A 25,403-nucleotide genomic window follows, 5' to 3' on the forward strand; every position below is an offset into this window, starting at 1 on the left:
ATGGGGACACTCACCATGGGCGGCCTGGCGGTGCGGTCGGTACGGCACCGGCCGGGACGGTTCCTGGCGACGCTGCTGTCCGCCTTCCTGGGCGCGGGGGTCGTCATGACGTTCAACTCGCTGCACGACACGGCGGCGGGCGACGGCGTCGACGCGGTGAGCGCGGAGACCCTCGGTCTGTCGGCGGGGGTGGTGGGCGGGTACGGCACGCTGCTGGTGTTCTTCGCGATCGCCTCGACGCTGACGGTCAACGTACGGCAGCGCGCCGCCGAGCTGGAGCTGCTGCGCTGCTCGGGGGCGACCCCGGCGCAGCTCCGGCGGATGGTGGTGGGCGAGGCGGTGGCCGTCGCCCTGGCGGGGGCGGTGCTGGCGACCGGCCCGGCGATGCTCGGCGGGCGGGCGCTGCTCGGGGTGTTCCAGGACAGCGGGCAGGTGGCGGAGTCGGTGGAGTACGCCTTCGGCCCGGTCGCCCTGGTGTCCGGGGTGGCCGTGACCTCGCTCGCGGCGGCGGGCGCCGCGTTCCTCGCCGTGCGGCGGGTGACCCGGCCGGGCGGGCGGCGGCCGGGGGCGCGGCGGTTCGTCGCGTACGGCGCGCTGGCGGCCGGGGCGGCGGGCACCTGCTCGACGTTGGCGTTCTCCGCGACGGACGAGGCGCTGATGGCACCGGCCGCCTACGGGGCGATCCTGCTGTCGGTCGGTTTCGCGCTGCTGGCGGCACGGCTGCTGACGGCGGTGACGGCGCGGCTGCCGCTGGGCGGGGCGAGCGGCTGGCTTGCGGTGCGCAATCTGCGGGAGCGCGCCGGTGACCTGGCCGGCATCCTGATGTCCCTGATCCTGTTCACGGCGGTGTCCACGGCGACGCTCACCCTGCAGGCCGTGGAGAGCGACGCGGTCGCGGCGTCGGGCCGGGTGAAGTCGGTCGACGCCAAGAACCTGGAGACGCTCAACTTCACGGTGGTCGGCATCGTCGCGGTGTTCGTCTGCGTGCTGCTGGTCAACGCGCTGTACGCGGCGACGGCCCACCGCTCCCGCGAGTTCGGGCAGCAGCGGCTGGCGGGCGCGGCGCCCGGGCAGGTGCTCGGCACGGTCGCGGTGGAGGGCGCGCTGCTCACCGTGACGGGGGTGCTGTTCGGCACGGCGGCGGCCCTGGCCGGGATCGTCCCGTTCACGATGGTGCGCACCGACTCGGTGCTGCCGGACGCGTTCTGGGGCACCTGGCTCGCGATGACGGCGGTGGCGGCGGCCGTGACGCTGGGGACGAGCCTGGCGACGGCCCGCCGGGTGCTGCGCGTCCCGGCGGTGAGGGCGGTCGCCGAGGCGGCGTGAGCTACGGGTCCGTCCGCGCCGTGCGCGGCAGGCGGTCGGCGTCAGGGACCGCACCGTGCGCGGCAGGCGGTCAGGGGTCAGAGCCCGCTCCGACCGCCTGCCGCAGTCCCGTACGCCGACGCTGTGCGCCCAGGGGCCGTCAGCCGGCCTTGGCGTACTCCTGGGCCATGCCGCCCGCGAAGTCGTGGACGACGACCTGCTCGTCCCCCACGACCCAGGCGTCGTGTCCGGGCGGGCAGACGAAGACGTCGCCGGGGCCGACCTCGCTCTCGGCGCCGTCGTCCATGCGCAGGCGCATGCGTCCCTGGAGCACGTAGCCGTTGTGGTGGATCATGCAGCTCTCGGTGCCCGCGAGCGGGGCCACCGACTCCGACCAGCGCCAGCCCGGTTCGAAGGTGGCGACGGCGAAGTCGAGTCCGGTCATGTGGACGGCCTCGATGTGCCCCCGGGGGAAGTCGCGTCGTTCGTCGGGCTTGTCGAGCGTCTTGATCTCCAGCATGACGCTCCTCCTTTCCGGCCGTGTTCGCACGCGGCCGGGGCCGGCCTCCGTCTGGCCCGCGCTCCCCACGGATGACACCGGCGGGGACCCGCCCCACTCCTCCATCGTCCGTCCGTCAAGCCGGGTGCGCCAACCGGGTGACGTCCCGCGCCCTCACCGGTCCGGCGGCAGGGTGATCACGGTGGCGGTGCCCAGCGGGCCGCCGGTGGGGATCGTGGTGCGCCGGCCGGGCGGCAGGGCGGCCGGGTCGGGCTGGAGGCACCCGTGGGTGAACAGGAGCAGCCGGACCGTGGTGCCCGGGGGCGGGGTGAGGCGGCGGTACTGGGCGTAGGTGACCGCGTCGCAGCCGGAGTACCGGCCCGCCTCGGGTTCGTCGCCGGTCACCAGGAGGCAGGGGCGGTCGGTGCGGTCGGCGGCGAGCCGTTCGGCGACGGGGACCGTGGACCGGGCCTGGGCGGTGGGGCCGGGCATCGCGCCGTGGGCCACGACCCGGGCGGTGCCGAGGACGGTCAGCGCGGCCAGCGCGCCGGTCGCCGCCAGCAGCGGGGGACCCCAGCGGCCGGTGCCGCGCGGGAGCGCCTCGACGCCGAGCAGGGTGAGCAGCACGACCGGCAGGTAGACGAAGCGGGGCTCGCCGTCGGTGACCAGACCGAGGACGACGAGGACCAGGACGGCCGTCGTCCCGAGGAACACCCGGCGCGCGGCCAGGAGGTCCCCCTCGTCACGCCGGCCGCGCAGGGCCGACACCGCGAGCAGCAGGCCGCCCGCCATGACCACGGCGCCCAGGTCACCGGCGAGGCGGTACGGGAGGATCGCCGCGTAGTGGACGAGGCCGTCGCCGACGTAGGAACGGTTGGCCTGCGAGGTCGCCCACAGGATCAGGCCGAGCGGGGAGCCGGTGACCCGCTCGGCGTGGACGAAGTGCGGGAGCAGGCCCGCGGCGAACACCCCGGCGGCGAGGGCGAGCCGGCGGCCCCGGGCGAGCCAGGCGCGCGGGCCGTAGGCGAAGTGCGCGGCCAGGGCGATCGCCAGGAGGTTGCCGAGGCTGCCGTAGCGCAGGTAGAACGCGGCGAGCGCGACGAGGGACGTGGCGAGCGGGGTCCAGCGCGAGCGCGGGCGTTCCTGGCAGCGGACCAGCAGGGCGACGACCAGCAGGAGCAGGCCGGTGGCGCCGATGTCGTTGAGGAACTCCGGTGTCCGGTGCAGGAATCCGAGCCCGCCGAGGAGGAGCAGCGCCACCAGCGCGCCCCGGCGCGGAGTGGTCCAGCGGGCGGCGGCCAGGCAGGTGACGGCGGGGGTGAACAGGGTCAGCAGCAGCGCGACCGCGCGCAGCGCGCCGACGCTGTCGTGGACGGCGAGGGCCAGCCGGCCCAGGGCGGGCAGGCCGGCCGGGCGGTAGGGGCCCAGCCCGCGGCGGGCGTGCCGTCGGCCCAGGAGCGGGCCTTGTCGGCGTACAGGGCCTCCTCGCCGCTGCTGGGCCGCGACCGCGAACTGGGCACCCACCGCATGGTCCTCGCCCAGGGCGTCGGCCGCGCCCAGTGGTTCACCACCCGCCTCGCCCTCGCCGCACTGTCCACGGTGACCCTCTCTGGCATCCTGGCCTGGCTGTTCCACTGGTGGTGGCAGCCGGCCGCCGACCACAGCTACGGCCTGTTCCGGTACGAGACGACCGCGCTGAGCGGCTCCGGACCGTCCGCCGTCGCCGCCGCCCTGTTCGGCCTGGCCACCGGCGCCCTCGCCGGACTGCTGACCCGCCGTGTCCTGTCCGCGATGGCCTGGACCCTGTCGGTGACGGCCCTTTCCCGCACGCGGAAGGTCTCTTCGTCCTGCCCAAGGACGCCAGAAAGCGGCGCAGCAACCGCGCCGCGCTCACCCACAAGGCCGCCTACGCCCTGCGCCACCCCGGCCGCGTCGGCCCCTGCCTCCGCCGCGCCGGACGCGACACCTGGCTGCGGCTCAAGCACCCCGACCACGTGGGCCGGGTGCTGACCGACACCGGGTTCTTCGACTTCACCTTCGACCGGACCGAGGGCACCGAGCACCAAGTGCTGCGGGAGGACTTCTACTACCGCACCGACACGCTGCTGGAACTGGCCCGGCGGCACGGACTGCACGCACGGTTCATGCACGGTTCATGGCGGACTGGGAGACCCGCCCGCACGGCCAGTCGACGATCCGCGTCAGCCGCGCGCCGCTGCCCGCGTAGGCCGCTCACGGCCGCGGACCGGTCCACGTGATCTGCTCACGGCCGCGGACCGGTCCACGTGATCTGCTCACGGCCGCGGATTCGTCCGCCGCCAGCCGGGGCGGGCACCCGCCCCGCGGCGGCCCGCCGCGGCCGCGCAGCGCGGGCACACCCGGCGCACCTCGTCGGCCGCGCCACCGGACTCCGGCAGCACGTCGGCCCAGGTGACCGAGGGGAAACGGGAGAGCTGCGACCGGTGCAGGGACAGGCCGCACACCGTCTGGTTCAGGCCCTGTTCCCACGCGTGCACCTCGCCGGCCGGCAGCCAGCGGTTGTCCTCCTCGTCCCACCAGCGGCCCGAGGCCGCCACGTCGTACCGCCTCGCCCTGGGCACCGGCACGCTCACCGCCTTCCTCGTCCCCGTCCGGGTGCCCCCGGCGGACCGCGGACACACACGCGTACCGCCTCCTGTGTGATCAGCCCCCACACCCCGCACGTTTACCCCTTTTCAGGTTTTTTGTCTGCTTAGCATGCAGGGTCCGCCGCTCCCTACGAGAGGACCCCAGATGGCGTTCCCGGGCCGTCCCAGAGCACTGGCCGCGCATGCCTTCTCCCCGCACGACGCCGTGCTGGGCGCCGCCGCCCGCTACCTCGGCCGGCGGCGCTTCCTCACCGTCACCGCGGCCGCCGCGGCGCTCGCCTTCTCCACCAACCTGCCGGCCCGCGGCGCCGCCGCCGCACCCGAACTGGACGCCGCCCGCCTCACCGACGACCCGTTCACCCTCGGCGTCGCCTCCGGTGACCCGCTGCCCGACTCGGTGCTGCTGTGGACGCGGCTGGCGCCGGAGCCGTTCGCGGCCGACGGCGGACTGGGGGAACAGCGCGTGGCGGTGGAGTGGGAGGTGGCGCTGGACGAGTCCTTCGCCGCCCGGGTGCGGACGGGCACGGCGACGGCCTACCCGGAGTACAGCCACAGCCTGCACGTCGAGGTCCAGGGCCTGGACCCCGCCACCGTGTACTACTACCGGTTCCGGACCGGCGGGTTCATCAGCCCCGTCGGCCGCACCCGCACCGCGCCCGCCGCGGACACCGACGCGGCCTCCCTCCGGCTGGCCGCCGTCGCCTGCCAGGCCTACCAGGACGGCTACTACACGGTGCACCGGCACCTCGCCGAAGAGGACGTCGACGTGGTGTTCCACCTCGGCGACTACCTCTACGAGTACGCGGTGAACTCGGCGGGCGGCGAGCGCCGGTACACCGACGTCACCCTGCCCGACGTGTTCGACCGGGAGACGATGACCCTCGCGGACTACCGGCTGCGGTACGCGCTGTACAAGAGCGACAAGGACCTCCAGGCGGCGCACGCCGCCCACCCGTTCGTCGTCGCCTGGGACGACCACGAGACGGAGAACAACTACGCCGGGCCCGTCCCCGAGAACGACGTCCCGCAGTCGGAGTTCCTGGTCCGCCGGGCCGCCGCCTACCGCGCCTACTGGGAGAACCAGCCGCTGCGCTCCGCCCAGCTCCCCCAGGGCCCCGACGCCCAGCTGTACCGGCGGCTGCACTGGGGCACGCTCGCCCAGTTCGACATCCTCGACACCCGCCAGTACCGCTCCGACCAGGCCTACGACGACCGGCCGCACGCGCCCGGCGCCGAGTCCGACGACCCGGCGCGCACCATCACCGGCGCCGCGCAGGAGCGGTGGCTGCTGGACGGCTGGAAGTCCTCCGGCGCGCTGTGGAACGTGATGCCGCAGCAGGTCACGTTCTCCCAGCGCAAGTTCGACCTGACCGCCGACGCCCGGATGTCCATGGACGCCTGGGACGGCTACCGCGCCTCCCGCAACCGGGTCGTCGCCGGCGCCAAGGCGGCCGGGGTCGACAACTGGCTGGTGCTCACCGGCGACGTGCACGTCGCCTACGCCTTCGACATCAAGGAGAACTTCGACGACCCGGACTCCCGGACCCTGGGCACCGAGCTGACCTGCACCTCCGTCGCCAGCGGCAAGGACGGTACGGAGAAGCCCGACAACTGGGACACGTACATGAAGGCCAACCCGCACCTGAGGTTCTACAACGGCAAGCGGGGCTTCGCCCGGGTGGAGATCGGCCGGCGGAACGCCCGGGTCGACTTCAAGACCGTCTCCGCCGTCACCCGGCCGGGCGCCGCGCTGACGACCGCCGCGTCCTTCGTCACCGAGGCGGGCGCGCCGGGACTCGAACCGGCCTGAGCCGCCGGCCTGGTCCGGGTACTGCACTTGGCACCCGTCGGCGTCCCCCAAAGCGCGAACCGCGCACCTGTGCTGCATCACCGGGGGCGAATCGGGCTAGGGCTAGCACTTCCCCGCCCCTTCACTTCCCACCCCTTCGCCCCCTCTCCCTTCGCTTCCCCGCCCCTCCGCTTCCTCTCCCTCTCCCTTCCTCTCCCTTTCCCTTCCTCTCCCTTTCCCTTCCTCTCCCATTCTCCGGAACGCTTCAGGAGGCACATCGCATGGTCGGCAGACACGTCACGGGCCGCCGCCGCGCCGCGCTCACCGCGCTCGGCGCCCTCGTCCTGACCGCCGTCCCCTCGGCCGCGTCGGCCGGGCCGCCGCCCGCGCCGGGCCCGCTGCCCACCGCCGCCCAGACGCTCGGCGCCGACCGGCCGTCGGCCCAGGTGCTGCGCGCCCTCGAACGCGACCTGGGGCTGACGGCGGGCCAGGCGACGGCCCGGCTGGTCAACGAGGCGGAGGCGGGCACCCGCGCCGGCCGGCTCCGCACCACCCTGGGCACGCACTTCGCCGGTGCCTGGGTGAGCGGCACGACCTCGGCCCGGCTCACCGTCGCCACCACCGACGCCTCGCGGGTGGCCGCCATCCGGGCCCAGGGCGCGGAGGCCACGGTGGTCAAGCGGACCCTGGCCGACCTGCGGTCCGTCAAGGAGCGGCTGGACGCCGCCGCCCGGCGGGTGGACACCCCCGACACGCCGGTCTGGTACGTCGACGTACCGGCCAACCGGGTCGTCGTCCAGGCCACCAGCAAGCAGGCCGCCACGGCCTTCGTGCGGGCCGCCGGGGTGAAGGCCCAGGACGTGGGCGTACGGATCTCGGCGAACCGGCCGCGGGTGCTGGCCGACCTGGTGGGCGGCGAGCCGTACTTCATCGACGACAAGGCGCGCTGCTCCATCGCCTTCTCCGTCACCAAGGGCCAGGAGCACGGCTTCACGTCGGCCGGGCACTGCGGCAAGCCGGGCGCGAAGACCACCGGCGCCGACCAGAGCGCGCAGGGCGAGTTCAAGGCGTCCACCTTCCCCGGCAAGGACATGTCCTGGGTGGGCGTCAACGACAACTGGACCCCGACCCCCGACGTGAAGGCCGGCGACGGCCAGACGGTGCAGGTGGCCGGCTCGGTCCAGGCGCTGGTCGGGGCGGCGGTGTGCCGGTCGGGCTCCACCACCGGCTGGCACTGCGGCACCATCGAGCAGCACGACGCCAGCGTCAGCTATCCGCAGGGCACCGTCGACGGTCTCACCCAGACCACGGTGTGCGCCGAACCCGGCGACTCCGGCGGCCCGTTCGTCGCGGGCGTCCAGGCGCAGGGCATCACCTCGGGCGGCTCGGGCGACTGCGCGAACGGCGGGACGACCTTCTACCAGCCGGTCAACCCGGTCCTCAAGGAGTACGGCCTCACCCTGAAGACGCAGGCGATCCAGACCACCCTGCCCGCGCCCGCGGACGAGGGGGCGGCCGACGGATGGCGGTCCGGCCGGGTCTACGAGGCCGGGGCCACGGTCGCCTACGGACGGGTGCGGTACACGTGTCTTCAGGACCACCAGGCGCAGGTCGCCTGGTCGCCGGAGGGCACCCCGGCGCTGTGGCAGCGGACCTGAGGGACGGACGGCCGGACGACTGACGGCGCCCGGCCCGGGGAACACTCCCCGGGCCGGGCGCCGTCAGCCGTCCGCGAGCAGGGCGTAGGCGGTGGCGACGAACGGGTCGTGGGCGCGGAAGCGGCGGGTGCAGACGGCGGCCAGGGCGGTGCCGGTGTCCGGCCGGAAGCCCAGGAACGCCTGCTGGCCGAGGGTCGCGCCGCTGTGGAAGTACAAGGGCCCGCCGTCGACGGGGTGCCGGAACCACGCCACCGTGTGCACATGGCGGTGGCCCAGGCCGCGGCGCAGGACGGGCACCCGGACCGCCCGCAGCGCCCCGGCGAGCGGGGAGCCGTCCGGGTCGAGGTGGGCTTCCAGGAAGGTGAGCAGGTCGTGCGGGGTGGCGCGGACGGCGCCCGCCGCCCGGAAACCGCCGGCGTCGAAGGGCGGCAGGGGGGTGCGGCCGTCCTTGGCGCGGCCGACGGCGTCGGTGGCGGGGCCCTCGGGGGCGAGGCCGGTGCCGGCCAGGCCGAGCGGACGCAGGACGTGTCCGGTGAGCAGGTCGTCCCAGCTCCGGCCGGTGGCCGCGGCGAGGGCGTGGCCCAGTACGGCGACGCCGAAGTTGGAGTAGCGCCAGCGCGTTCCGGGGCGGTGCCGGGGGTGGTGGCGCAGGAAGGCGTCGACGACCCGGTCGGCGGGGTAGCGGCCGTACGGGTTGGTGCGCCAGGCCGGCAGCGCCCGGGCGCGGAAACCGGGCGGCAGGACGGGCAGTCCCGCGGAGTGCGTGATCAGATGGGCGAGGGTCACCGGGCCGGGGCCCGTGGGCCGGCCGGGGTCCAGGCACGCGGCGGCCGGTTCGCCGCCGGTGAGCCGGCCGGAGCGGATCAGGTGGGCCAGCAGCAGTCCGGTGAACGTCTTGGTGGCCGACCCGGCCTCGTAGCGCAGGTCCTCGCGGGGGACGTCGGGGGGCGGTGCGGTGCCCCCGGCGCGGACGGTGCGGCGGCCGTGCCGGGAGAGCGCGAAGACGGCGTCGGGCGCGTCACACGCCTCGACGGCGGCGTCCAGCCGTTCGGCGAGGCCGCGGTCGTCGGCCGGGGCGGGGGCCGGGGCGGGGTCGTCGAGGGGGGCGTCCGGCCAGGGCGCGGCGGGGGCGGTCATGAGGCGCTGTGCGCGAGGGCGGTGAGGGAGCGTGAGGTCGCCAGGGCGGAGGCGAAGGCGGCGACCAGCGTCGGGTGGTAGACGATGTCGAACACCTCGTCCGGGTCGCCCTCGGGCATCTCGCGGATCGCGGGCATGGCCCCGTCGGGCTGCTGGGCGGCGGCGAACGCCTCCCAGGCCCGCTGGTCGAGGGTGGGTTCGGGCAGGCAGGCGTCGACGACGAGGAGTTCGCCGAGCAGGTCCCAGCGCTCCAGGTCCAGCCAGTCGTCGATCCAGACCGGCAGCCAGGCGGTGAGGTAGTCGGCGACGCGGGGCGGCAGGCCGGCCGGGTTCTCGCCCCAGTCGGTGAGGTGGAACACCGCGTGGGTGATGTCGTAGGCGATGTGTCCCTCGACCGTCCAGGGTTCGGGGGTGCGGGCCAGCCAGGTGCCGGTCAGGGCCTCCGCCTCGGGCGGATGGGGGGTCAGGCCGAAGCGGCGCTGGAACGCGGCCAGGCCCAGCCTGCGGGTGGGGGTCCGCTCGAAGAACCGCCAGCCGTCCAGACGGTGGTTGAGGACGACGGCCCGTTCCAGCTCGGGCTGGCTGTAGCCGAGTTCCTTGAACGGCAGGTACACCTCGAAGGGGATGGAGGAGACCGGTTCGGTGCGCTGGCCGCGCACCAGCATCCGGCCGCCGTCCAGGGTCTCGCGCCAGGCGTGGTCGAGGAGCCGGTGGGCCAGCCGCTCCTGCCGGGAGCCGGCCACGCCCTCGCGGAAGAGCACCTTGCAGATCAGGGCCAGTTCACCGATGGGCTGGAACCGCTGGAGGAAGCCCACCTCCGGGTCGACGTCGGGCTCCAGCCGGAAGCCGTCCCGGTGGGCCCACAGCCATTCCAGGGCGCGGGCCCCGACGGTGTGCGTCAGGCGCGTGTCGGTCATCCGAGCGCTCCTTGTGCGCCGAGGTGTACGTGGGTGAGGGTCGCGGCGAACGCGGCCATCAGCGTGGAGTGGTAGCAGTGGGCGAAGTCGTCGTCGGGGGCCGCGGCCGTCTCGGGCAGCGCGCCGGAGGGGTGCCGGGCCGCCGCGAGGCGCTGCCACGCCTCCTGGAACCCGGCCGGGTCGAGGAGGCCGGGCACGCTCGCCGCAACGGCGAGGAGTTCGCAGCCGAGGTCCCACAGGCCGGCGTCCAGGCAGGTGTCCAGCCAGGGCGGCAGCCACTGCGTCAGGTACTCCGCGAGACGGGCGGGGACGCCGTCCGGTCCGGCCCGGCCCCAGTCGGTGAGGTGGAAGACGACGTGGGTGAGCGCGTACCCGGAGGGAGCCTCGAAGGTCCACGGTTCGGGCAGGCCGCCGAGCCAGGTGCCGTCCCGTACGGCGTCGGCCGGGCCGGGCCGGGTGATGCCGCAGTGCCGTTCGGCCGCGAGGACGCCGAGCCGGCGGGTCGGGTCCTGCTCGGTGAGCCGCCAGCCCCGGGTGCGGGCCACCGTCGCGGCGGCCGTCTCGTAGTTCTGGTGGCGCAGCCCGGCCGCGGCGAAGGCGGCGTAGACCTCCAGGGGGTACGTCGCGAAGGGCTCCCTCCGTTGCAGGGCGAGGAAGAGGCCGCCCTGCCCGGTCTGCCGCCAGGCGTGGGCCAGCAGGGCGCGGGCCTGCCCGTGCAGCGGGTCGGCGGGGGCGGTGCGCCGGGTCACGGTGGCGCACACCTGGGCGAGTTCGCCGAGCGGTTTCCAGGTGCGGTTGACCTCGCCGGACGCGGCGAGGGCGTCGTCGCCGAGGGTGAAGGCGCCGCGGTGGTCCGCCGCCCAGGCCAGTGCCGACTCCGCCACGTCCCGTACGCCCCGGGACGCCTCCCGGACGGTCGCGGCGCTCACACGAGCGCTCCGGCCCGCAGCCGCCGGGCCGCCCGTACCTGGAGGTCGACCTGCGGGTCGCCGTCGGCCATCAGCTCCACGAAGTCCAGCCCGGACGCCAGGCCGAGGGTGTCGGGGACGCCGTCCAGCAGGGTCAGCCAGCGTCCCGCGCCGGCCGCCTGGAGCCAGTCCCGGCGGCGGACCGCGCGGACGAAGCCGCGGGCGAGGTCGAGGGGGCGCTGCCGGGCCGTGCGGGCCACGGCGCACTCCTCGCCGGGCAGCGCGAGCGGGGCCAGCACCGCCAGTTGGTGGGTCAGGGTCCGCCAGTCGGCGACGTCGAGCCAGCCGGCGCCGGGTTCGGCGCCGGGGCCGGCCGGGCCGGGGCCCGCCAGCCGGTGCAGGGTCCGGGTCATCGCCCAGTGGCTCCACACCACGGTGGGCGCGGCGTCGGCGCGCGGCGGGTAGGTCTCCACGGCCTGCCGGAACAGGGCGAGTTCCGTCTCGCCCGGGCGGGTGCCGAAGAGGAGGTGCGGCAGCAGGAAGTCGGCTCCCAGGACCCGGACGGCGGCCGGTGCGAAGCCGTCGGCCCCGGTGGCCGGCGGCGGGTCCCCGGAGACCGGGCGGTGGCCCCCGCTGCTCAGAGCGGAGGCCACGCCGGTAGCCAACTCCCGCACCGCGCCCTTCAGGAGGGACGAGGTGCCTGGCTGGTGCATTCACTGCTCCTGTCGGTCAGGTCAGCCCTTCTTCGGGCGCGGGGTCGGGGGCGACAGCAGCAGTCCGTACTTGCCACCCGACAGGGCCAGCGCCGCGCACTCGCGGCTGTCGCGGAAGACGCCTTCCGCCTCGGCCGGGTCGAGCGCCGCGTCGATGTCGATGTCCTGGGTGCGGATGACCTCTTCGATCATCTTCTCCTTGGAAGGCATGTCACCATCTCCCTCTGGTTGGCCAATGACCTTCACACCACAAGTGTCCCTCTAGTCACAAAACATGCCTACCTCATAAAAAACCCATGAGGTAACTTTTTCAACGAATCGGACAGTGCTGGGGTCGCCGGTTCACCGGCCGCGCCGCAGCCGCCACACGTGGTCCTCGCGGTGGCCGTCGACGCCGTCGGGGGAGGCGCTCGCGCGGCGGACCGTCTCCCGGGTCTCGACGGTCCACTCGGCGGCCGGCAGGTGGAGGTCGGCCAGGAGGCCGTCCGGGGTGGGGAACTCGGCGTCGAACGGGGGCTCGGTCTGCCAGGACGGCCAGCCGGCGTGCAGGACGAGCAGGAGGGTGCCGCCGGGTGCGACGGCGGCCGCCGCCCGGCGCAGTACGCCCCGCTGGTCGAGGGCGACCGGGGACTGCAGGTAGTGCGCGCTCACCAGGTCGAAGGAACCCTCGGGAAACGACTCGCCCAACTCGTGCCGCTCCCACGCCACACGGTCCCCGACGCCGGCCTCGGCGGCGTGTGCGGCGGCACGTTCCAGGGCCGTGGCCGCGATGTCCACGCCGGTGACCCGCCATCCCCGCGAGGCCAGCCACACGGCGTCACCGCCCTCGCCGCAGCCGAGGTCCAGGGCGGTGCCCGGGGTCAGGGCGGACGCCTCCCGTACGAGCAGTTCGTTCGGGCGCCCGCTCCAGACGCGGCCGGAGTCGCGGTAGCGGGACTCCCAGAACTCGGCGGGCTGGGCAGGCGGGGGGACGCTGGTCATGGGTGCCTCCAGGGCGGGCGCTGCGGCCGTGCGCCGCGGGAGTGCGGCGCCTCATCGACGACCCTGCACCGGACACCGCGCCGACGGCGAACAACTTTGCCGGTTCGGCAAACGGGAGGCGGCGGACCCGCGTCGCATCCAGGCGTGCGGTCATCCGGACGCGGAGCGGGGCGGCCGTCCGTCCACCGATGGAAATGCCGGTCTCCGCCATCGGGCCCCGATGGCAGGCGCGGCTACGCCGGCACGTGAAGCACCGCACACCGGCCCCGCAGGAGCCGTCGGCCACCGGCGGCCGGGGGCTCCCGCCGCACGCGGACCTGAATCCGCCGCGCACCTTCCTGGCCGTGTACCGCGCCGGTTCGTTCACCGCGGCGGCGCCCGGGCTCGCCCTGTCCCAGCCGACGGTGACCGCCCGGATCCGCACCCTGGAGCAGCAGACCGGACACGTCCTCTTCACGCGGCTGCCGCGCGGGGTGGAGCCGACGCCGCCCGCGCGGCCGGGCCCTCGCCTCGGTCCCGCCGGCCGACGAGGAGTACGTCCTGGTCGCCGCGCCCGCCTGGGCCGAGCGGGTCGCCGGCGCCGACGAGGTGGGCGCGGCCCTGCGCGCGGTGCCGATGGTGACGTACGCCGAGGACCTGCCGATCCTGCGCCGCTACTGGCGCACGGTCTTCGGCCGGCAGCTCGCGGCCGACGCCGCCGTGACCGTGCCCAACCTGTACGCCGTCCTGGCGGCGGTGAACTCCGGCGCCGGCTACAGCGTGCTGCCCCGCTCGCTGTGCCGGGAGCACCTGGACAGCGGCCGGCTGGTGCTGCTGCACTCCCCCGCGGAGCCGCCGCTGAACACCCGCTTCCTGGTGCAGCGCCCGGGCGCCGACGCCAACCCCGACGTGCGCCGCGTCCGGGACCACCTCAGGCGGGCCGCCGGCGACTGGTGGCCGGCGGCCACGGGCAGCGCGAAGGCCCCGGCCGGGGCCGGGGCCCGAGGAGGCGGCGGACCGGTCAGTGGTCGGTCGCCAGGTGGAGCTTGAGCAGGTCCACGCCGTAGTCGTTGCCGTTGGGCGTGCGGATGATGGTGTGGATGTGCTGCTGGGTGGGGTCGCCCATCTGGCCGGGGCCGCCGGCGCCGGGGCCCGTGGAGGCGGAGGCCGAGGCGGACGCGGAGGCCGACGCCGAGGGGGAGGCCGAGCTGCCGTCCTCGTCCTCGTGGTAGGCGAGCGGGGACTGGGCGTCGTACTCGATCAGCACGACGGGGCTGTGGATCCGGTAGTAGAACGCGGAGTCGTCCTCGTACTCGCCGATCCAGTAGAAGTACGTGTCGTCGAGGTGCTTCTCGATCTCCCGCAGCTTCACCCGCGCGTGGCCCTCGTCCTGGTAGCCGACGTACACCTCGGCCAGGTCGAGCAGGAGCTGCTGCTGGCGGTTGTTCAGGGCGGAGCCCTTGACGCCGGCGTACGGGATCTGGGCGTTGTCCTGGCCGGCGCCGGCGATCAGGTCGGTGCCGGACTTCTCGTCGGCGGAGAGGGCGGCGGCGCGCTGGGTGTCGTTCAGGGAGCGGAAGAACTTCAGGCCGGCGACGGTCTCCTCGCGGAAGAGGTGGTAGTCCACGCCGTCGTAGGTGATCTTCGTCGGCTCGGAGCCCATGAAGGTCGGGGTCATCACGACCTGGTCGCCGAGGACGAAGTAGTTGATGACGAGGTGGTGGCCCTCGAACTGGAAGCCCCAGGCGTCGGTGGCCGACGGGGTGCCCATGACGGTGAACCAGTAGGCGTCCTCGTTGAGCGCCTTGGAGGTGTCGCCCGAGTACTCGCCGAGGAAGTGGTTGAGCTTGCGGATGCTGTCGGCCTGCTTGAGGCCGCGGGCCGACAGCGCCGACTTCAGCAGCTTCATGCCGAGCGCGTACTGCTTCTCCGTCAGGTCGCGCAGGGCCACGCCCTCGCGGTCGTTGGAGTCGACGTTGGTCCAGTCGAGCCACTGGTCGGCGTCGATGTCGAAGAGGGTGGCCGCCTTCTGGTCGTCGGTGAGCGAGTCGACGAAGGCCGCGGCGGCGCGCACCACGGGGGTGGTGGAGACGCCGGTGGAGTGGATCGCGTAGAGGTTCTCGACGACCGTGCCGTCGGTGGTGACGCCGACGAAGTCGTCGTAGGCGATCGTCTGGCCGAAGCCGCCGCCGGCCGGCGGGCCGGAGGGGCTGGCACTGGCCGTCGCGTCGGCCGTGGCCGTCGTCTCGGCGCCGGCCTGGGTGGCGGCGTACCCGCCCATGGCCGCGACGGCGGAGACGCCGCCCGCGAGCAGGGCCTTGTTCATGAACCATCGGCGGGAGCGGTGTGCCGCCCGCGTGCGGGGCTTGTGTCCGTGCGTTCCGTTGACCATGTGCTGAACAATTTCGTCAACAATTAGGTAGACGATAGCAGGAAGCTGTGCGCGGCTTAGGAACACTTGCCTCAGCCGGTGTCAACTGACCTGTTGTCGGGCTTCGTTGGACGTGCCTCCGTCATGCCGCGCGGGCCCACTGCCGGCGGGCGCGGGCGGAGGCTGTGTGGGCGGGGACGGGCCGGACGCGGCAGGTCGTCTTGGCGGGGTCGACGATGGGGTCGTCGAGGGCGATCCGGCCGGCGGAACGCAGTTCCTCGCAGACGGCGGTGGGCAGGGCGACGTAACAGCCGCCCGTCGGCAGGCCGGGCTCCATGGGCCGCCAGTAGCCGTATCTGCGCCGCCCGCCCGGGTGTGCGGTCACGAAGACGGGGGTGCGCGGATCGGAGATGACACGCAGGACCTGGGCGGCGTCCGGGCTGGACTGGCCGGCGGTGGTGGACGGCATCGACGAGGGCCTTTCTGCGAGGCGGGACCCGAGACCGCCTACCCGGTCCGGCCGGAGTTGATCTCGCTGACCCGCATTCTGCGACAAGGCACTGACATCGCCGCCGGGGCTCGGAGTCCGGCGGGCACGCACCCCGCCGGTCGTGGAATGTTCAACCACCTCGCGTGGTTGACCGGTCCGAAGGAGGCCACCCGTGAACACGACCCACTCGACACGCCCCGCCCGCCCGGCCCACCCGGCGTACTACGACCACGGAACGCCCGCCGAGCGCTGGGAGCGCGCCCGGACGTTCTTCGACGCCAAGAACTACGCGGCGGCGGCCCTGGTCCTCGGCCGGCTGGTCGAGGAGGTGCCGGAGCAGACCGGGCCGCGGCTGCTGCTCGCCCGCTCCTACTACCACTCCGCCCAGCTGAACCGCGCCGAGGCCGAGTTGCGGGTCATCGTCGAGCGTGACCCGGTGGAGCACTACGCCCGGCTGATGCTGGGCCGGACGCTGGAGCGGCAGGGCCGGCAGGACGAGGCCGACTCCCAGCTGCGGATCGCCGCGGCCCTCGGGGGCGACTTCGCGGAGGTCTGAGCCCGCCGCCTGGTCCGGGCGGCCCGGCCGCGGGGCTCAGCGCCTCGCCGCCGGGCCGCTCGCGTACGTCCGGCGGCCCCGGCGGTACGCGATCTCGCCGAGGACGACGTCGGCCGCGAGGAACGCCGCGAGCGGGATGCCGAGCAGCGGCAGGAAGTAGCCGAGGACGGCGACGCAGGCCAGCAGCGGTACGAGGAGGTACGGCGGCACCTGCTGCCAGGCGCCGCGCGGGATCGGGCGGCCGAAGGAGGAGCCGCGTCCGCGCTGCCACCACATGCGGTACCCCCACACGATGAGCAGGACGAGCGCGAGCGCCAGCGCCATCAGGGCGAGCTGGTTGACGAGGCCGAACAGGTTGCCGGTGTGCAGGTCGATGCCCCAGCGGGTGAGCTTGGCCAGGACCGGGTAGTCCGCGAACCGCAGCACGTCGGTGACCTCGCCGGTGGCCGGGTCGACGGCGACCGAGTCCTGCTTCTCCGGCCAGCTGCGCTGCACCTGCCGCACGACGTACGCGGTGGACGCGTCGGCGGGCGGGACGATCTCGACCGGGTCGCCGAGGCCCTCGGCGCGGGCGGCGGCCAGCACCTTGTCGAGGCCGACCCCGTGCGCCGCGTCCCCGCCGGTGCCTGCCGCCGCGCCGTGACCCGCGTGCTCGCCGCCCGCCGCGGCCGAGGACACGGTGGGGGTGGTCTGGCCGAGCGAGACGCGCAGCTTCTCGACATTGGCCCCGGCGTACGTGGACCAGGTCAGGCCGGTCGCCGAGAGGAAGACGAGCCCGGCCGCGATCCAGGCGCCGGTCGCGCCGTGCAGGCCGAGGGTGCGGCGGCGGCCGCTGGTGCCGCGCAGCTTGCGCCGGGCCCGCCGCCGGGAGAACCACAGCACCAGTCCCCCGCCCGCGATCACCCACAGCCAGCTCGCCGCGAACTCGCTGTAGAGCCGGCCGGTCTGACCGAGGTGCAGGTCGCGGTGGAACTCGTCGATCCAGGTGCGCAGCGGGAGCGCGCCGGTGGAGCCGTACTGTTCGAGGGCGCCGCGCACCTCGGCGGTGTAGGGGTCGACGAAGACGGCGAGCGTGTGGGCGGGGTCGACGCCCGCGACGCCGGAGAGCATCACCCTGGTGGTGGCGTCGTCGGCGGGCGAGGGGCGCACGGCGGAGACGGTGCCCTCGGGGTGGGCCTCGCGGGCGGCGGCGACCTGTTCGGAGACCGGCAGCTTGGCCCCGCCCACCTCGGGAACGGTGAGTTCGTCGGCGTAGACGAACTTCTCGGCCTGGAAGGAGGCGGCGTACAGCAGGCCGGTGACGGCCGCGACCAGGAGGAAGGGGGCGACGAACACCCCGGCGTAGAAGTGCAGGCGCAGCACGAGGGGGCGCAGCGGGGACCATCTGCCGGGCGCTGGCTGCGCGGCGGCCGGTTGCGGGGCCTCGTCCGTGGTGGTCGAGGAAGCGGTGGTCATGGGCGTCTCTCCGGGGCGTCGGCGTCGTCGGGCGTGACGGTGCAGTGGTCGGCTCCGGGGGGCGTCGAGTTCCCGACGCCCTGTGTGATGTGCGTCACTCGCGCGTGGGGTGGTGTCCGTGGGCCGTGGCATCCTGGCGTGATGGGAACTTGGGCCGGGCGTACGCCGATCGCCGAGCGTGTCGAGGAACTCCTGGCCCCTGGCGGCCCGTTGCCGATCGTGGAGGCCGGTGATCCGGTGCTGCGGCGCGCGGCCGAGCCGTTCGACGGGCAGTTGGAGCCCGCGCTGCTGGCCCGGTTCGTCGAGGCGCTGCGGGTGACCATGCGGGCGGCGCCGGGGGTCGGCCTGGCGGCCGTGCAGGTGGGGGTGGGGCTGCGGATCGCGGTGATCGAGGACCCGGCGCCGGTGCCGCCTCAGGTGCGCCGGGCGCGCGGGCGGGTGCCGCAGCCGTTCCGGGTCCTGGTCAATCCGGCGTACGAGCCGGCCGGTGACGGCCGGGCCGCGTTCTACGAGGGCTGTCTGAGCGTGCCGGGCTGGCAGGCGGTGGTGGCCCGGCCCGCGGCGGTACGGCTGACGGGGGTGGACGAGCACGGCCGCGCGCTGGACGAGGTGTTCACCGGATGGCCCGCCCGGATCGTGCAGCACGAGACGGACCACCTCGACGGGACGCTCTACCTGGACCGCGCGCAGCCGCGCTCGCTGGCGTCGGCCCGGGCGATGACGGAACGCTGGTCACAGCCCACGCCGCACGAGGCGGCGGCCGCGCTCGGCTTCGACCTGGACTGAGCGCTCCACGGGCCGCGCCCGTACGACGCCGACTGCCCCTCCCCCCGCTGCCCGCGGGCCGGGCGGCGGTGTCGCGGGAGGGCGGTCAGCTGTCGCGGTAGGACTCCAGCAGCCGCAGCCACACCTCGCTGATCGTCGGGTAGGACGGCACCGCGTGCCAGAGCCGACCGACCGGGACCTGGCCGACGACGGCGACGGTCGCCGAGTGGATCATCTCGCCGACCCCGGGGCCGACGAAGGTCACGCCCCGCACGATCTCGTCCTCCAGGTCGACGACCATCCGGGCGCGGCCCCGGTAGCCGTCGGCGTAGAGACCGGCGCCGGCCACCGTGGAGAGGTCCACGTCGACGGCGCGGACGCGGTGGCCCGCCTGTTCGGCCTCGGCCAGGGTCAGGCCGACGGAGGCCGCCTCGGGGTCGGTGAAGACCACCTGGGGGACGGCGGCGTGGTCGGCGGTCGCGGCGTGCGCGCCCCACGGTCCGGAGTCCAGGGCGCCCTCGCCGCCGGAGGCGCGGGCGGCGATGGCGGCGCCCGCGATCCGCGCCTGGTACTTGCCCTGGTGGGTGAGGAGGGCCCGGTGGTTGACGTCCCCGACGGCGTACAGCCAGTCGTGGCCGGTGACGCGCAGGCTGTCGTCGGTCTCCAGCCAGGAGCCCGGCTCCAGTCCGACGGTCTCCAGGCCGAGGTCGTCGGTGCGCGGCGCGCGCCCGGTGGCGAAGAGGATCTCGTCGGCCTCGATCCGGTCGCCGTCGTCGGTGACGGCGACGACGGTGCCGTTCTCCCGGCTGACGGACTTCACGGACGTACCGGTGCGCAGGTCGGCGCCGGCCTCGGTGAGCGCCTCGGCGACCAGTTCCCCGGCGAACGGCTCCATGCGCTCCAGCAGTCCCCCGCCCCGCACCAGTACGGTGACGCGCGCGCCGAGGGCCTGCCAGGCGGTGGCCATCTCGACGGCCACGACTCCGCCGCCGACCACGATCAGGCGGCCCGGCACCCGCTGGGCACTGGTCGCCTCGCGGCTGGTCCACGGGCGGACGTCGGCCAGGCCCGGCAGCGGGGGCAGGGCGGCGCGGCTGCCGGTGCAGACGGCGACGGCGTGCCGGGCGGTGAGGACGCGCCGCTCCCCGTCGGGCCCGGTCACCTCCACGGTGCGCGGCCCGGCGAGGCGTCCCCGTCCGCGGTACAGGTCGGCGCCGATGCCCTCGATCCACCGGACCTGGCCGTCGTCCTTCCAGTCCGAGGTGTAGTAGTCGCGGTGGGCGAGGACCGCGGAGGCGTCGAGGGGGCCTCGCACCGCCTGGCTCAGCCCGGGGGTGCGGCGGGCGTCGGCCCGGGCGATGACCGGGCGCAGCAGGGCCTTGCTGGGCATGCACGCCCAGTAGGAGCACTCACCGCCGACCAGTTCGCTCTCCACTATCGCGGTGGTCAGTCCGGCCGCCCGGGTGCGGTCGGCGACGTTCTCGCCGACCGGTCCGGCGCCGATCACCACGACGTCGTACACGTTGGATTCCGTTTCCGTCATGGGGCCAGTCTGGTGGGTGGTGTGCGCCGGGGCCACATGGGTACGTGCGCGGAATACCCGCTCGGCCTTCGCTGTTTGCGCCGACGGCACCCGCCCCCGACCAGGAAGAGGGATCAGCCATGAGCAGCACCGTGGAGCTCACCAAGGAGAACTTCGACCAGACGGTCACGGACAACGAGTTCGTGCTGATCGACTTCTGGGCGTCGTGGTGCGGGCCGTGCCGTCAGTTCGCCCCGGTCTACGACAAGGCGGCGGAGGAGAACCCCGACCTGGTCTTCGGCAAGGTGGACACCGAGGCGCAGCCGGAGCTGGCCGCGGCCTTCGGTATCCAGTCCATTCCGACGCTGATGATCGTCCGGGACCAGGTGGCCGTGTTCGCGCAGCCGGGCGCGCTGCCCGAGGCGGCGCTGACGGACGTCATCGGGCAGGCCCGGAAGCTGGACATGGACGAGGTCCGCAAGGCGGTCGCCGAGCAGCAGGCGCAGGGCGGGCAGAGCGGGCGGTAGTCCGGCCGCCGGCGCGGTCCTCGCCCGGCGCTGGGCTCAGCTGGAGTCGCGGTGCACCACGGACGCGCCGAGGACCGTGCGGTGCTCGGGGACGGTGCCGGGTTCGCGCACGGCACGGTCGACGAGCGCGGCGAGTTCGCGGCCGGCGGGCAGTTCGAGGCGTACGGTGCTCAGCCGCGGCCTCAGCAGCCGGCCCAGCACGAGGTCGTCGGCGCCGAGCACGGCCGTCCGCCCGGGGATGGGGACACCGGCGTCCTGGAGGGCGCGGCAGAGCAGCATGGCGTACTCGTCGTTGTAGGCGAACACGGCGTCCAGGCCCAGGGTGTCCCAGCGGGCGGCGAGCCGGGCGGCGGCCTCCTCCTCGTAGGGGAGGGACAGTTCGGTCAGGGTCGCGTCGGTGCCGTGCAGGGCGCGGCGGACGCCCGCCAGGCGGGGTACGGAGAAGAGCCGCAGGCCGGGTTCGGCCGGCATCACCACACCGACGCGGCGGCGCCCGCGCTCGTACAGGTGCCGGCCCGCGGCGTGGCCGACGGCCCGGTGGTCCATGATCAGGGCGTGGGCGCCGTCGACGGCCTCGGGCCCCAACGTCACCACCGCGCGGGCGCCCGAGCGCTTCAGCACCGCCACGCCGCGCGGGCCGAGGCCCGGTCCGGGGACCAGGACGGCGATCGGCCGCAGCTCCGCCCAGGCGCGGGCGCTGTCGTCGCCGTACGGGCCGCCGGCGCCGTACTGCACGACGGTGTAGTCGAGGTGGGCGAGGGCCTTCTGGAGTTCGCCGACGAACCGGGTGTAGAGCGGGCCGGCGGGGAACGCGGGCGCCGGCATCACGACCGTGCGGCTGTGGCCGGCGCGCAGGGTGCGGGCCGCCGCGTGCGGGACGTAGCCGAGCTGTTCGGCCGCCTCGCGGACCCGGCGGCGGGTGGGTTCGCTGATGCGGACGGCGTGGGTGTTGTTCAGGACGTAGGAGACGGTCGCGCGGGAGACGCCGGCCAGACGGGCCACATCGGCGCTCGTGGGCACGGGCGGGTTCGGTATCTGCACCATGACGTACGGCATCCTGGCAGAGCCGCGGGACGGGGCGGCGGCCGGGGGAAGGTAGTCCGGATCGGACCGACTACGGTACGGCGTACGGCAATTGACGGAGCGTCAGCGGCCCTCCGGTCACCGGGGCGACGGCATCCCGGTCACCGGGCGAGGGCCTCCCGGTCACCGGGGCGGCGGCGTCCCGGTCGTCCGGGCCACCAGGTCCGTCCAGGCCCGCTCCAGCCGGGCCAGGGGCATCCCGCACTGCACGGTCAGGTGGTGGACCAGCACCGGGTCGAGCGAGGACATCAGGGTGTGCGCGAGCAGTTCGCTGTCGGCGTCCGGGACCAGCCGGCGCAGCAGCAGGGCCACGTGGGCGTTGTGGAAGCGGCGGGCCGGGACGGTGTAGCGGCGCCCGGGGCCGGGTTCGGCGGCCAGTTGCAGGTCCAGTTCCTCGCTCGCGCGGCGCAGCAGCGCGCAGCCGAAGGCGCGCAGCCGTTCCACGGGCGGCGCCCCGGGTCCCAGCGGCGGCGGGCCGCTGAGCAGGGCGGCCTGGAACTTCCGCTCCGAGTGGTCCATCAGGGCCATCAGCAGTCCGGTGCGGTCGCCGAAGCGACGGAACACCGTGCCCTTGCCCACCCGGGCCGCCGCGGCCACCGCCTCCATGGTGACCCCGGCCGCGCCGTGCTCCGCGACCAGGCGCGCGGCGGCCTCCAGCAGCCGGGCGCGGTTGCGCGCGGCGTCCGCGCGCAGGCACGGCTCCTTCTCCAGCGGGCCGGTGCCGAGCTGCAGCAGTTCGGGCGGGTCGACGGGAACCGGGGACGCGGGACGGGGCGGAAGGGCGGCGGACATGTCGTCAGCGTAAAGCATCGGGAAGAAAACTGGACCGTGGTCCGCTTAAGGTGCTACAACATTAAACGGACCTCGGTCCGGATTCGTAACCGCCGTGTTTCGCGGTGTCCCGCAGTGTTTACAGCGCCTGGAGTCATCACCATGTCTGTTCGTATCCTCGCCCTCGTCGGCAGCCTTCGCGCCGGTTCGCACAACCGCCAGCTCGCCGAGGCGGCCCGCAAGCTCGCCCCGGCCGGTGCCGAGGTGGAGCTGTTCGAGGGACTGGCCGAGATCCCCTTCTACAACGAGGACATCGACGTCGAGGGCAGCGTCCCGGCCGCCGCCGCCCGGCTGCGTGAGGCCGCCCAGGCCTCCGACGCCTTCCTGGTCCTGTCGCCGGAGTACAACGGCACCATGCCGGCCGTGCTGAAGAACGCCATCGACTGGCTGTCCCGCCCGTTCGGCGCCGGCGCCTTCGGCGGCAAGCCCGTCGCCGTCATCGGCACCGCCTTCGGCCAGTACGGCGGCGTGTGGGCGCAGGACGACGCCCGCAAGGCCGTGGGCATCGCGGGCGGCAAGGTGATCGAGGAGCTGAAGCTGTCCATCCCCGGCTCGGTGACCCGTTTCGCCGAGACCCACCCGGCGGACGACTCCGAGGTCGCCGCCCAGCTGACCGAGGTCGTCTCGCGTCTGCACGGCCACGCCGGGGAGATCACCGCCGCCTGAGTGCGGCCGGCTCGGCACCACGCGGGGCCGGGGTCCTTCGGGACTCCGGCCCCTTGTGCTGTTCCTGTGCTGTTCCCCCGTTTGTGCTGTTCCCGTGCTGTTCCGCGGCTGCTGTTCCGCGGCTGCTGTTTCGCGGCGCGGTGTCAGGCCACCGCCGTCGGTGCCAGGGCGCGCAGTTCCGCCAGTGCCGCGGCTACCGCCGGCCGCCGGTGCCCGCCGCGCCGGGTGCAGGTCAGCAGCGTGCGGTGCGGGCGGTCGGCGCAGCGCAGCCGGGTGACGGGCAGGTGCGGGACCAGGTGGGCCAGGCGCGGGATCAGGGCGACGCCGAGGCCGTGCGCGACGAGGTGGGCGGTCACGTTCCAGTCCCGCGCGTGGTGGACCACGTCGGGGGTGAAACCGGCGGCGCCGCACGCCGACATCACGTGCAGCCGGCAGGGACTCTCGGGCACCGGGGCGATCCAGGACTCGTGCGCCGCGTCCGCCAGGCCGACCCGGTCCCGCCCGGCGAGCGGATGCCCCTCGGGGACGACCAGGTCGAACGGATCGTCCAGCAGGGGCCGCTGGTCGAAGCGGGCGTCGCCCGGCGGCGGGTTACGCGGGGTCGCCTCCACCACGGCGAGATCGGCCTCCCCCTCGAAGAGCAGGTCGAAGCTCTCGGGTACGTCCGTCTCCCGGATGCGGACGGTGAGGCGGGGATGGCGTTCGCGCAGCCGGGCGGTCATCGGCGCCAGCAGCACCGAGACGGCCACCGGGAACCCGGCCACGTGCAGCGGACCGGCGGGCTCCGCCCGGCCCGCGTGCAGCTCCAGCTCCGCCTCCTCCCAGCGGGCCTGGATGGCGTCGGCGTGCGTGAGCAGGCTCTCGGCGGCGGGGGTGAGCCGTACGCCGCGGCCCTGCGGCTCCAGCAGGTCGACGCCCAGTTCCCGGGCGAGCTGGCGGATCTGCTGCGATGCGGCGGACGGCGTGAAGTGCAGGGCGCGGGCGGCGGCGGTGACCGTGCCGTAGTGGGCGACCGCCCTGAGGACGTGCAGCCGGCGCAGGTCAATCATGAAGTCCACGCTTCACGGTGAGGTCCGGTAAGTCAACCTGGACGTGTACGGACCTCCCGTCGCACCCTTGGCTGTGCCGCGACGATCAGCCGGCCGAGCAGGACCGACCGCACCCGCACCCGCACCCGCACCCGCACCCGCACCCGCACCCGCACCGACAAGGAGACACCATGACCAGCACGACCGGCACGACCGGCACGACCGGTACCGCCTGCCCGCACTGCGGGTGGCCGGACGCCGCCGAGCCCTGCCAGGTGGTGTCCCGGCACCCCACGGCCACCGGCCACACGGTGTGGTCCCGGTGCGCCTGCGGCTCGCTCCAGATGCGGGTCGTCGACGCGACGGGAGTCCGCGTGGTCTCCCGCAGCCGTCCGGCGCCGGGGCACTGAGGACCGCCGGCGCGCCGACCGCGCCGGGGCTCCCCGGTGGACCGCACGCCACGCCACGGGCGGCCCGGCCGCGCCGCCTCCTGTGCGCCGACGCCCCCTGTGTGCCACGGCCGGGCCCGCTTCCTGGGAGCGGCGGTACCAGGTACGCGCGGGCCCGGCGGTGTTCACTGGAAGCCATGACGACGACCGAGTTCGGACGGACCGTACGCCGGTGGCGCGACCGCGTCTCCCCCGAGTCGGCCGGGCTGCCGGCCCGCGGTCCACGGCGCGCGGCCGGGCTGCGGCGGGAGGAGCTGGCCCTGCTGGCCGGCATCTCGGTCGACTACGTCACCCGGCTGGAACAGGGCCGGGCGGCCAACCCCTCACCGCAGGTCGTCGAGGCGCTCGCCCGGGCGCTGCGCCTGCCGCTGGAGGAGCGGGCCTATCTGTACCGGCAGGCCGGGCTGGTGCCGCCGGGTCCGGACACGGTGCCCTCGTACATTCCGCCGAGCGTCCACCGGCTGCTGGACCGGCTGGCCGGTACCCCCGTCGCCGTGTTCGACGCCGCGTGGACGCTGCTGCTGGCCAACCAGCCGTACGCCGCGCTGATGGGCGATCCGTCCGACCGGCGCGGGCACGAGCGCAACAGCGTGTGGCGCGCCTTCGCCGGCCCGCGCGGCCGGGCGCGGCAGAGCCCGTCGGAGCGGCGGGCGTTCGAGGAGGCGCTCGTCGCCGATCTGCGCCACACGGTGGGCCGGTACCCCGCCGACCGGCGGCTGCGGCGGCTGGTCGAGGACCTGTGCGCGCACAGCGAGCGGTTCGCCGAGCTGTGGGAGTCGGGGATCGTGGGCCGCCACGAGGTGGCCCGCAAGACGATCGACCACCCCGCGGTGGGGCCGCTGGACCTGGACTGCGACGTGCTCGGTGTGGCGGGCAGCGACCTGCGCGTCATGGTCTACTCCGCCGAGCCGGGCACCCCGGACGCCGAGCGGCTGGCCCTGGTCACCGTCCTGGGCACCCAGTCGCTGGTGGACTAGCCCGCGTACCGCCCGCCCCATGGCCCGCGTCCCGGCCCCGGGCCATGGGGCGGGCGGCGCCATGCCTGTCCGGCGCCGGACAGGCGGAGGCGTGGGCGGACGAGACGGGGGGTTTCCGGGGGGCGACGCAGGCAACCCGGGTCCCTGCGCAGGCCCCGCCCGCCTGCACC

Annotated in this window: 26 protein-coding genes and 2 pseudogenes; 12 read left to right on the top strand and 16 right to left on the bottom strand. The window is 74.8% G+C overall.

Annotated elements, in window-relative coordinates:
• The first annotated feature begins 15 nt into the window (after positions 1 to 15).
• Positions 16 to 1,326: an FtsX-like permease family protein gene (locus ACIQR3_RS06890; RefSeq protein ID WP_403535473.1), complete on the top strand. Its 1,311-nt coding sequence runs from the start codon at positions 16 to 18 to the stop codon at positions 1,324 to 1,326.
• Positions 1,327 to 1,465: 139 nt separating this feature from the next.
• Here ACIQR3_RS06890 and ACIQR3_RS06895 read toward each other — a convergent pair whose 3' ends face one another.
• On the bottom strand, positions 1,466 to 1,825 hold the full coding sequence (locus ACIQR3_RS06895) for a cupin domain-containing protein (protein WP_215166104.1): 360 nt from the start codon (positions 1,823 to 1,825) through the stop codon (positions 1,466 to 1,468).
• Positions 1,826 to 1,978: 153 nt separating this feature from the next.
• A complete protein-coding gene (locus ACIQR3_RS06900; protein ID WP_403535163.1) occupies positions 1,979 to 3,328 on the bottom strand; it encodes a glycosyltransferase in 1,350 nt (449 codons plus the stop codon).
• Here ACIQR3_RS06900 and ACIQR3_RS06905 point away from each other — a divergent pair.
• Positions 3,269 to 3,814, top strand: a complete 546-nt coding sequence (locus ACIQR3_RS06905; RefSeq protein WP_403535481.1) for a hypothetical protein — start codon at positions 3,269 to 3,271, stop codon at positions 3,812 to 3,814. The genes ACIQR3_RS06900 and ACIQR3_RS06905 overlap by 60 nt on opposite strands.
• Positions 3,796 to 4,031 (top strand): annotated as a pseudogene (locus ACIQR3_RS06910) (methyltransferase); the annotation flags it as partial. The gene ACIQR3_RS06905 and the pseudogene ACIQR3_RS06910, both read left to right, overlap by 19 nt.
• 67 nt (positions 4,032 to 4,098) lie before the next feature.
• Here ACIQR3_RS06910 and ACIQR3_RS06915 read toward each other — a convergent pair.
• Positions 4,099 to 4,404, bottom strand: coding sequence for a hypothetical protein (locus ACIQR3_RS06915; RefSeq protein ID WP_403535475.1), 306 nt, complete (start codon positions 4,402 to 4,404; stop codon positions 4,099 to 4,101).
• Between the two features lie 172 nt (positions 4,405 to 4,576).
• On the opposite strand from ACIQR3_RS06915, the gene ACIQR3_RS06920 reads away from it, so the two are divergent.
• Positions 4,577 to 6,241, top strand: a complete 1,665-nt coding sequence (locus ACIQR3_RS06920) for an alkaline phosphatase D family protein (RefSeq protein ID WP_403535165.1) — start codon at positions 4,577 to 4,579, stop codon at positions 6,239 to 6,241.
• A 260-nt stretch (positions 6,242 to 6,501) separates the two neighbouring features.
• The gene (locus ACIQR3_RS06925; protein ID WP_403535168.1) at positions 6,502 to 7,878 is read left to right on the top strand and encodes an alpha-lytic protease prodomain-containing protein; all 1,377 of its coding nucleotides are present in this window, start codon (positions 6,502 to 6,504) and stop codon (positions 7,876 to 7,878) included.
• A 63-nt stretch (positions 7,879 to 7,941) separates the two neighbouring features.
• On the opposite strand, the gene ACIQR3_RS06930 is transcribed toward ACIQR3_RS06925, so the two are convergent.
• The 6 genes from ACIQR3_RS06930 to ACIQR3_RS06955 all read right to left on the bottom strand — a co-directional run bounded on the left by ACIQR3_RS06930 (position 7,942) and on the right by ACIQR3_RS06955 (position 12,534).
• A complete protein-coding gene (locus ACIQR3_RS06930) occupies positions 7,942 to 9,015 on the bottom strand; it encodes a serine hydrolase domain-containing protein (protein WP_403535170.1) in 1,074 nt (357 codons plus the stop codon).
• Positions 9,012 to 9,932, bottom strand: coding sequence for a DUF6895 family protein (locus tag ACIQR3_RS06935; protein WP_403535173.1), 921 nt, complete (start codon positions 9,930 to 9,932; stop codon positions 9,012 to 9,014). Before ACIQR3_RS06935 ends, ACIQR3_RS06930 begins: the two co-directional genes overlap by 4 nt.
• The gene (locus tag ACIQR3_RS06940; protein ID WP_403535176.1) at positions 9,929 to 10,861 is read right to left on the bottom strand and encodes a DUF6895 family protein; all 933 of its coding nucleotides are present in this window, start codon (positions 10,859 to 10,861) and stop codon (positions 9,929 to 9,931) included. The genes ACIQR3_RS06935 and ACIQR3_RS06940 overlap by 4 nt, the downstream gene beginning before the upstream one ends.
• A complete protein-coding gene (locus ACIQR3_RS06945; protein WP_403535179.1) occupies positions 10,858 to 11,553 on the bottom strand; it encodes a hypothetical protein in 696 nt (231 codons plus the stop codon). Before ACIQR3_RS06945 ends, ACIQR3_RS06940 begins: the two co-directional genes overlap by 4 nt.
• A 21-nt stretch (positions 11,554 to 11,574) precedes the next feature.
• Entirely contained in the window at positions 11,575 to 11,763 is a 189-nt protein-coding gene (locus ACIQR3_RS06950; protein ID WP_215166086.1) for a hypothetical protein, read from the bottom strand.
• 132 nt (positions 11,764 to 11,895) lie between these two features.
• A complete protein-coding gene (locus tag ACIQR3_RS06955) occupies positions 11,896 to 12,534 on the bottom strand; it encodes a class I SAM-dependent methyltransferase (protein ID WP_403535181.1) in 639 nt (212 codons plus the stop codon).
• Positions 12,535 to 12,779: 245 nt separating this feature from the next.
• Here ACIQR3_RS06955 and ACIQR3_RS06960 point away from each other — a divergent pair.
• Positions 12,780 to 13,467: pseudogene (locus ACIQR3_RS06960) on the top strand (LysR family transcriptional regulator); the annotation flags it as partial.
• Between the two features lie 67 nt (positions 13,468 to 13,534).
• Here ACIQR3_RS06960 and ACIQR3_RS06965 read toward each other — a convergent pair.
• Both ACIQR3_RS06965 and ACIQR3_RS06970 read right to left on the bottom strand, forming a co-directional pair.
• Positions 13,535 to 14,905: a DUF3500 domain-containing protein gene (locus ACIQR3_RS06965; protein WP_403535184.1), complete on the bottom strand. Its 1,371-nt coding sequence runs from the start codon at positions 14,903 to 14,905 to the stop codon at positions 13,535 to 13,537.
• A gap of 121 nt (positions 14,906 to 15,026) precedes the next feature.
• On the bottom strand, positions 15,027 to 15,353 hold the full coding sequence (locus ACIQR3_RS06970; protein ID WP_403535186.1) for a hypothetical protein: 327 nt from the start codon (positions 15,351 to 15,353) through the stop codon (positions 15,027 to 15,029).
• A 193-nt stretch (positions 15,354 to 15,546) separates the two neighbouring features.
• On the opposite strand from ACIQR3_RS06970, the gene ACIQR3_RS06975 reads away from it, so the two are divergent.
• Entirely contained in the window at positions 15,547 to 15,930 is a 384-nt protein-coding gene (locus tag ACIQR3_RS06975) for a tetratricopeptide repeat protein (RefSeq protein WP_403535189.1), read from the top strand.
• A gap of 36 nt (positions 15,931 to 15,966) precedes the next feature.
• Here the strand turns inward: ACIQR3_RS06975 and ACIQR3_RS06980 are convergent, their stop codons facing one another.
• Positions 15,967 to 17,385, bottom strand: coding sequence for a PepSY-associated TM helix domain-containing protein (locus ACIQR3_RS06980; RefSeq protein WP_403535192.1), 1,419 nt, complete (start codon positions 17,383 to 17,385; stop codon positions 15,967 to 15,969).
• A gap of 141 nt (positions 17,386 to 17,526) precedes the next feature.
• Here ACIQR3_RS06980 and ACIQR3_RS06985 point away from each other — a divergent pair, with 141 nt between their 5' ends.
• Positions 17,527 to 18,171, top strand: coding sequence for a peptide deformylase (locus ACIQR3_RS06985; RefSeq protein ID WP_403535195.1), 645 nt, complete (start codon positions 17,527 to 17,529; stop codon positions 18,169 to 18,171).
• A gap of 85 nt (positions 18,172 to 18,256) precedes the next feature.
• On the opposite strand, the gene ACIQR3_RS06990 is transcribed toward ACIQR3_RS06985, so the two are convergent.
• On the bottom strand, positions 18,257 to 19,693 hold the full coding sequence (locus ACIQR3_RS06990; protein ID WP_403535197.1) for a dihydrolipoyl dehydrogenase family protein: 1,437 nt from the start codon (positions 19,691 to 19,693) through the stop codon (positions 18,257 to 18,259).
• Between the two features lie 119 nt (positions 19,694 to 19,812).
• Between ACIQR3_RS06990 and trxA the strand changes: the two genes are divergently transcribed.
• Positions 19,813 to 20,199, top strand: coding sequence for a thioredoxin (trxA, locus tag ACIQR3_RS06995; RefSeq protein ID WP_403535200.1), 387 nt, complete (start codon positions 19,813 to 19,815; stop codon positions 20,197 to 20,199).
• A 36-nt stretch (positions 20,200 to 20,235) separates the two neighbouring features.
• Here the strand turns inward: trxA and ACIQR3_RS07000 are convergent, their stop codons facing one another.
• Both ACIQR3_RS07000 and ACIQR3_RS07005 read right to left on the bottom strand, forming a co-directional pair.
• On the bottom strand, positions 20,236 to 21,243 hold the full coding sequence (locus tag ACIQR3_RS07000) for a LacI family DNA-binding transcriptional regulator (RefSeq protein ID WP_403535202.1): 1,008 nt from the start codon (positions 21,241 to 21,243) through the stop codon (positions 20,236 to 20,238).
• A gap of 162 nt (positions 21,244 to 21,405) precedes the next feature.
• Positions 21,406 to 22,074, bottom strand: a complete 669-nt coding sequence (locus ACIQR3_RS07005; RefSeq protein WP_403535204.1) for a TetR/AcrR family transcriptional regulator — start codon at positions 22,072 to 22,074, stop codon at positions 21,406 to 21,408.
• 141 nt (positions 22,075 to 22,215) lie between these two features.
• Here ACIQR3_RS07005 and ACIQR3_RS07010 point away from each other — a divergent pair, with 141 nt between their 5' ends.
• Positions 22,216 to 22,779 (top strand): NAD(P)H-dependent oxidoreductase, encoded by a 564-nt coding sequence (locus ACIQR3_RS07010; protein WP_215166065.1) that lies wholly within the window; start codon positions 22,216 to 22,218, stop codon positions 22,777 to 22,779.
• A 143-nt stretch (positions 22,780 to 22,922) separates the two neighbouring features.
• On the opposite strand, the gene ACIQR3_RS07015 is transcribed toward ACIQR3_RS07010, so the two are convergent.
• Entirely contained in the window at positions 22,923 to 23,828 is a 906-nt protein-coding gene (locus ACIQR3_RS07015; protein ID WP_403535208.1) for a LysR family transcriptional regulator, read from the bottom strand.
• A gap of 170 nt (positions 23,829 to 23,998) precedes the next feature.
• Here ACIQR3_RS07015 and ACIQR3_RS07020 point away from each other — a divergent pair, with 170 nt between their 5' ends.
• A complete protein-coding gene (locus tag ACIQR3_RS07020) occupies positions 23,999 to 24,217 on the top strand; it encodes a hypothetical protein (protein WP_403535211.1) in 219 nt (72 codons plus the stop codon).
• A 176-nt stretch (positions 24,218 to 24,393) separates the two neighbouring features.
• Complete coding sequence (locus ACIQR3_RS07025) at positions 24,394 to 25,233, top strand: helix-turn-helix domain-containing protein (RefSeq protein ID WP_403535214.1); 840 nt, start codon at positions 24,394 to 24,396, stop codon at positions 25,231 to 25,233.
• The last annotated feature ends 170 nt before the right edge of the window (positions 25,234 to 25,403 follow it).

Source organism: Streptomyces sp. NPDC090994 (genome assembly GCF_044768905.1).
Classification (GTDB): Bacteria; Actinomycetota; Actinomycetes; order Streptomycetales; family Streptomycetaceae; genus Streptomyces.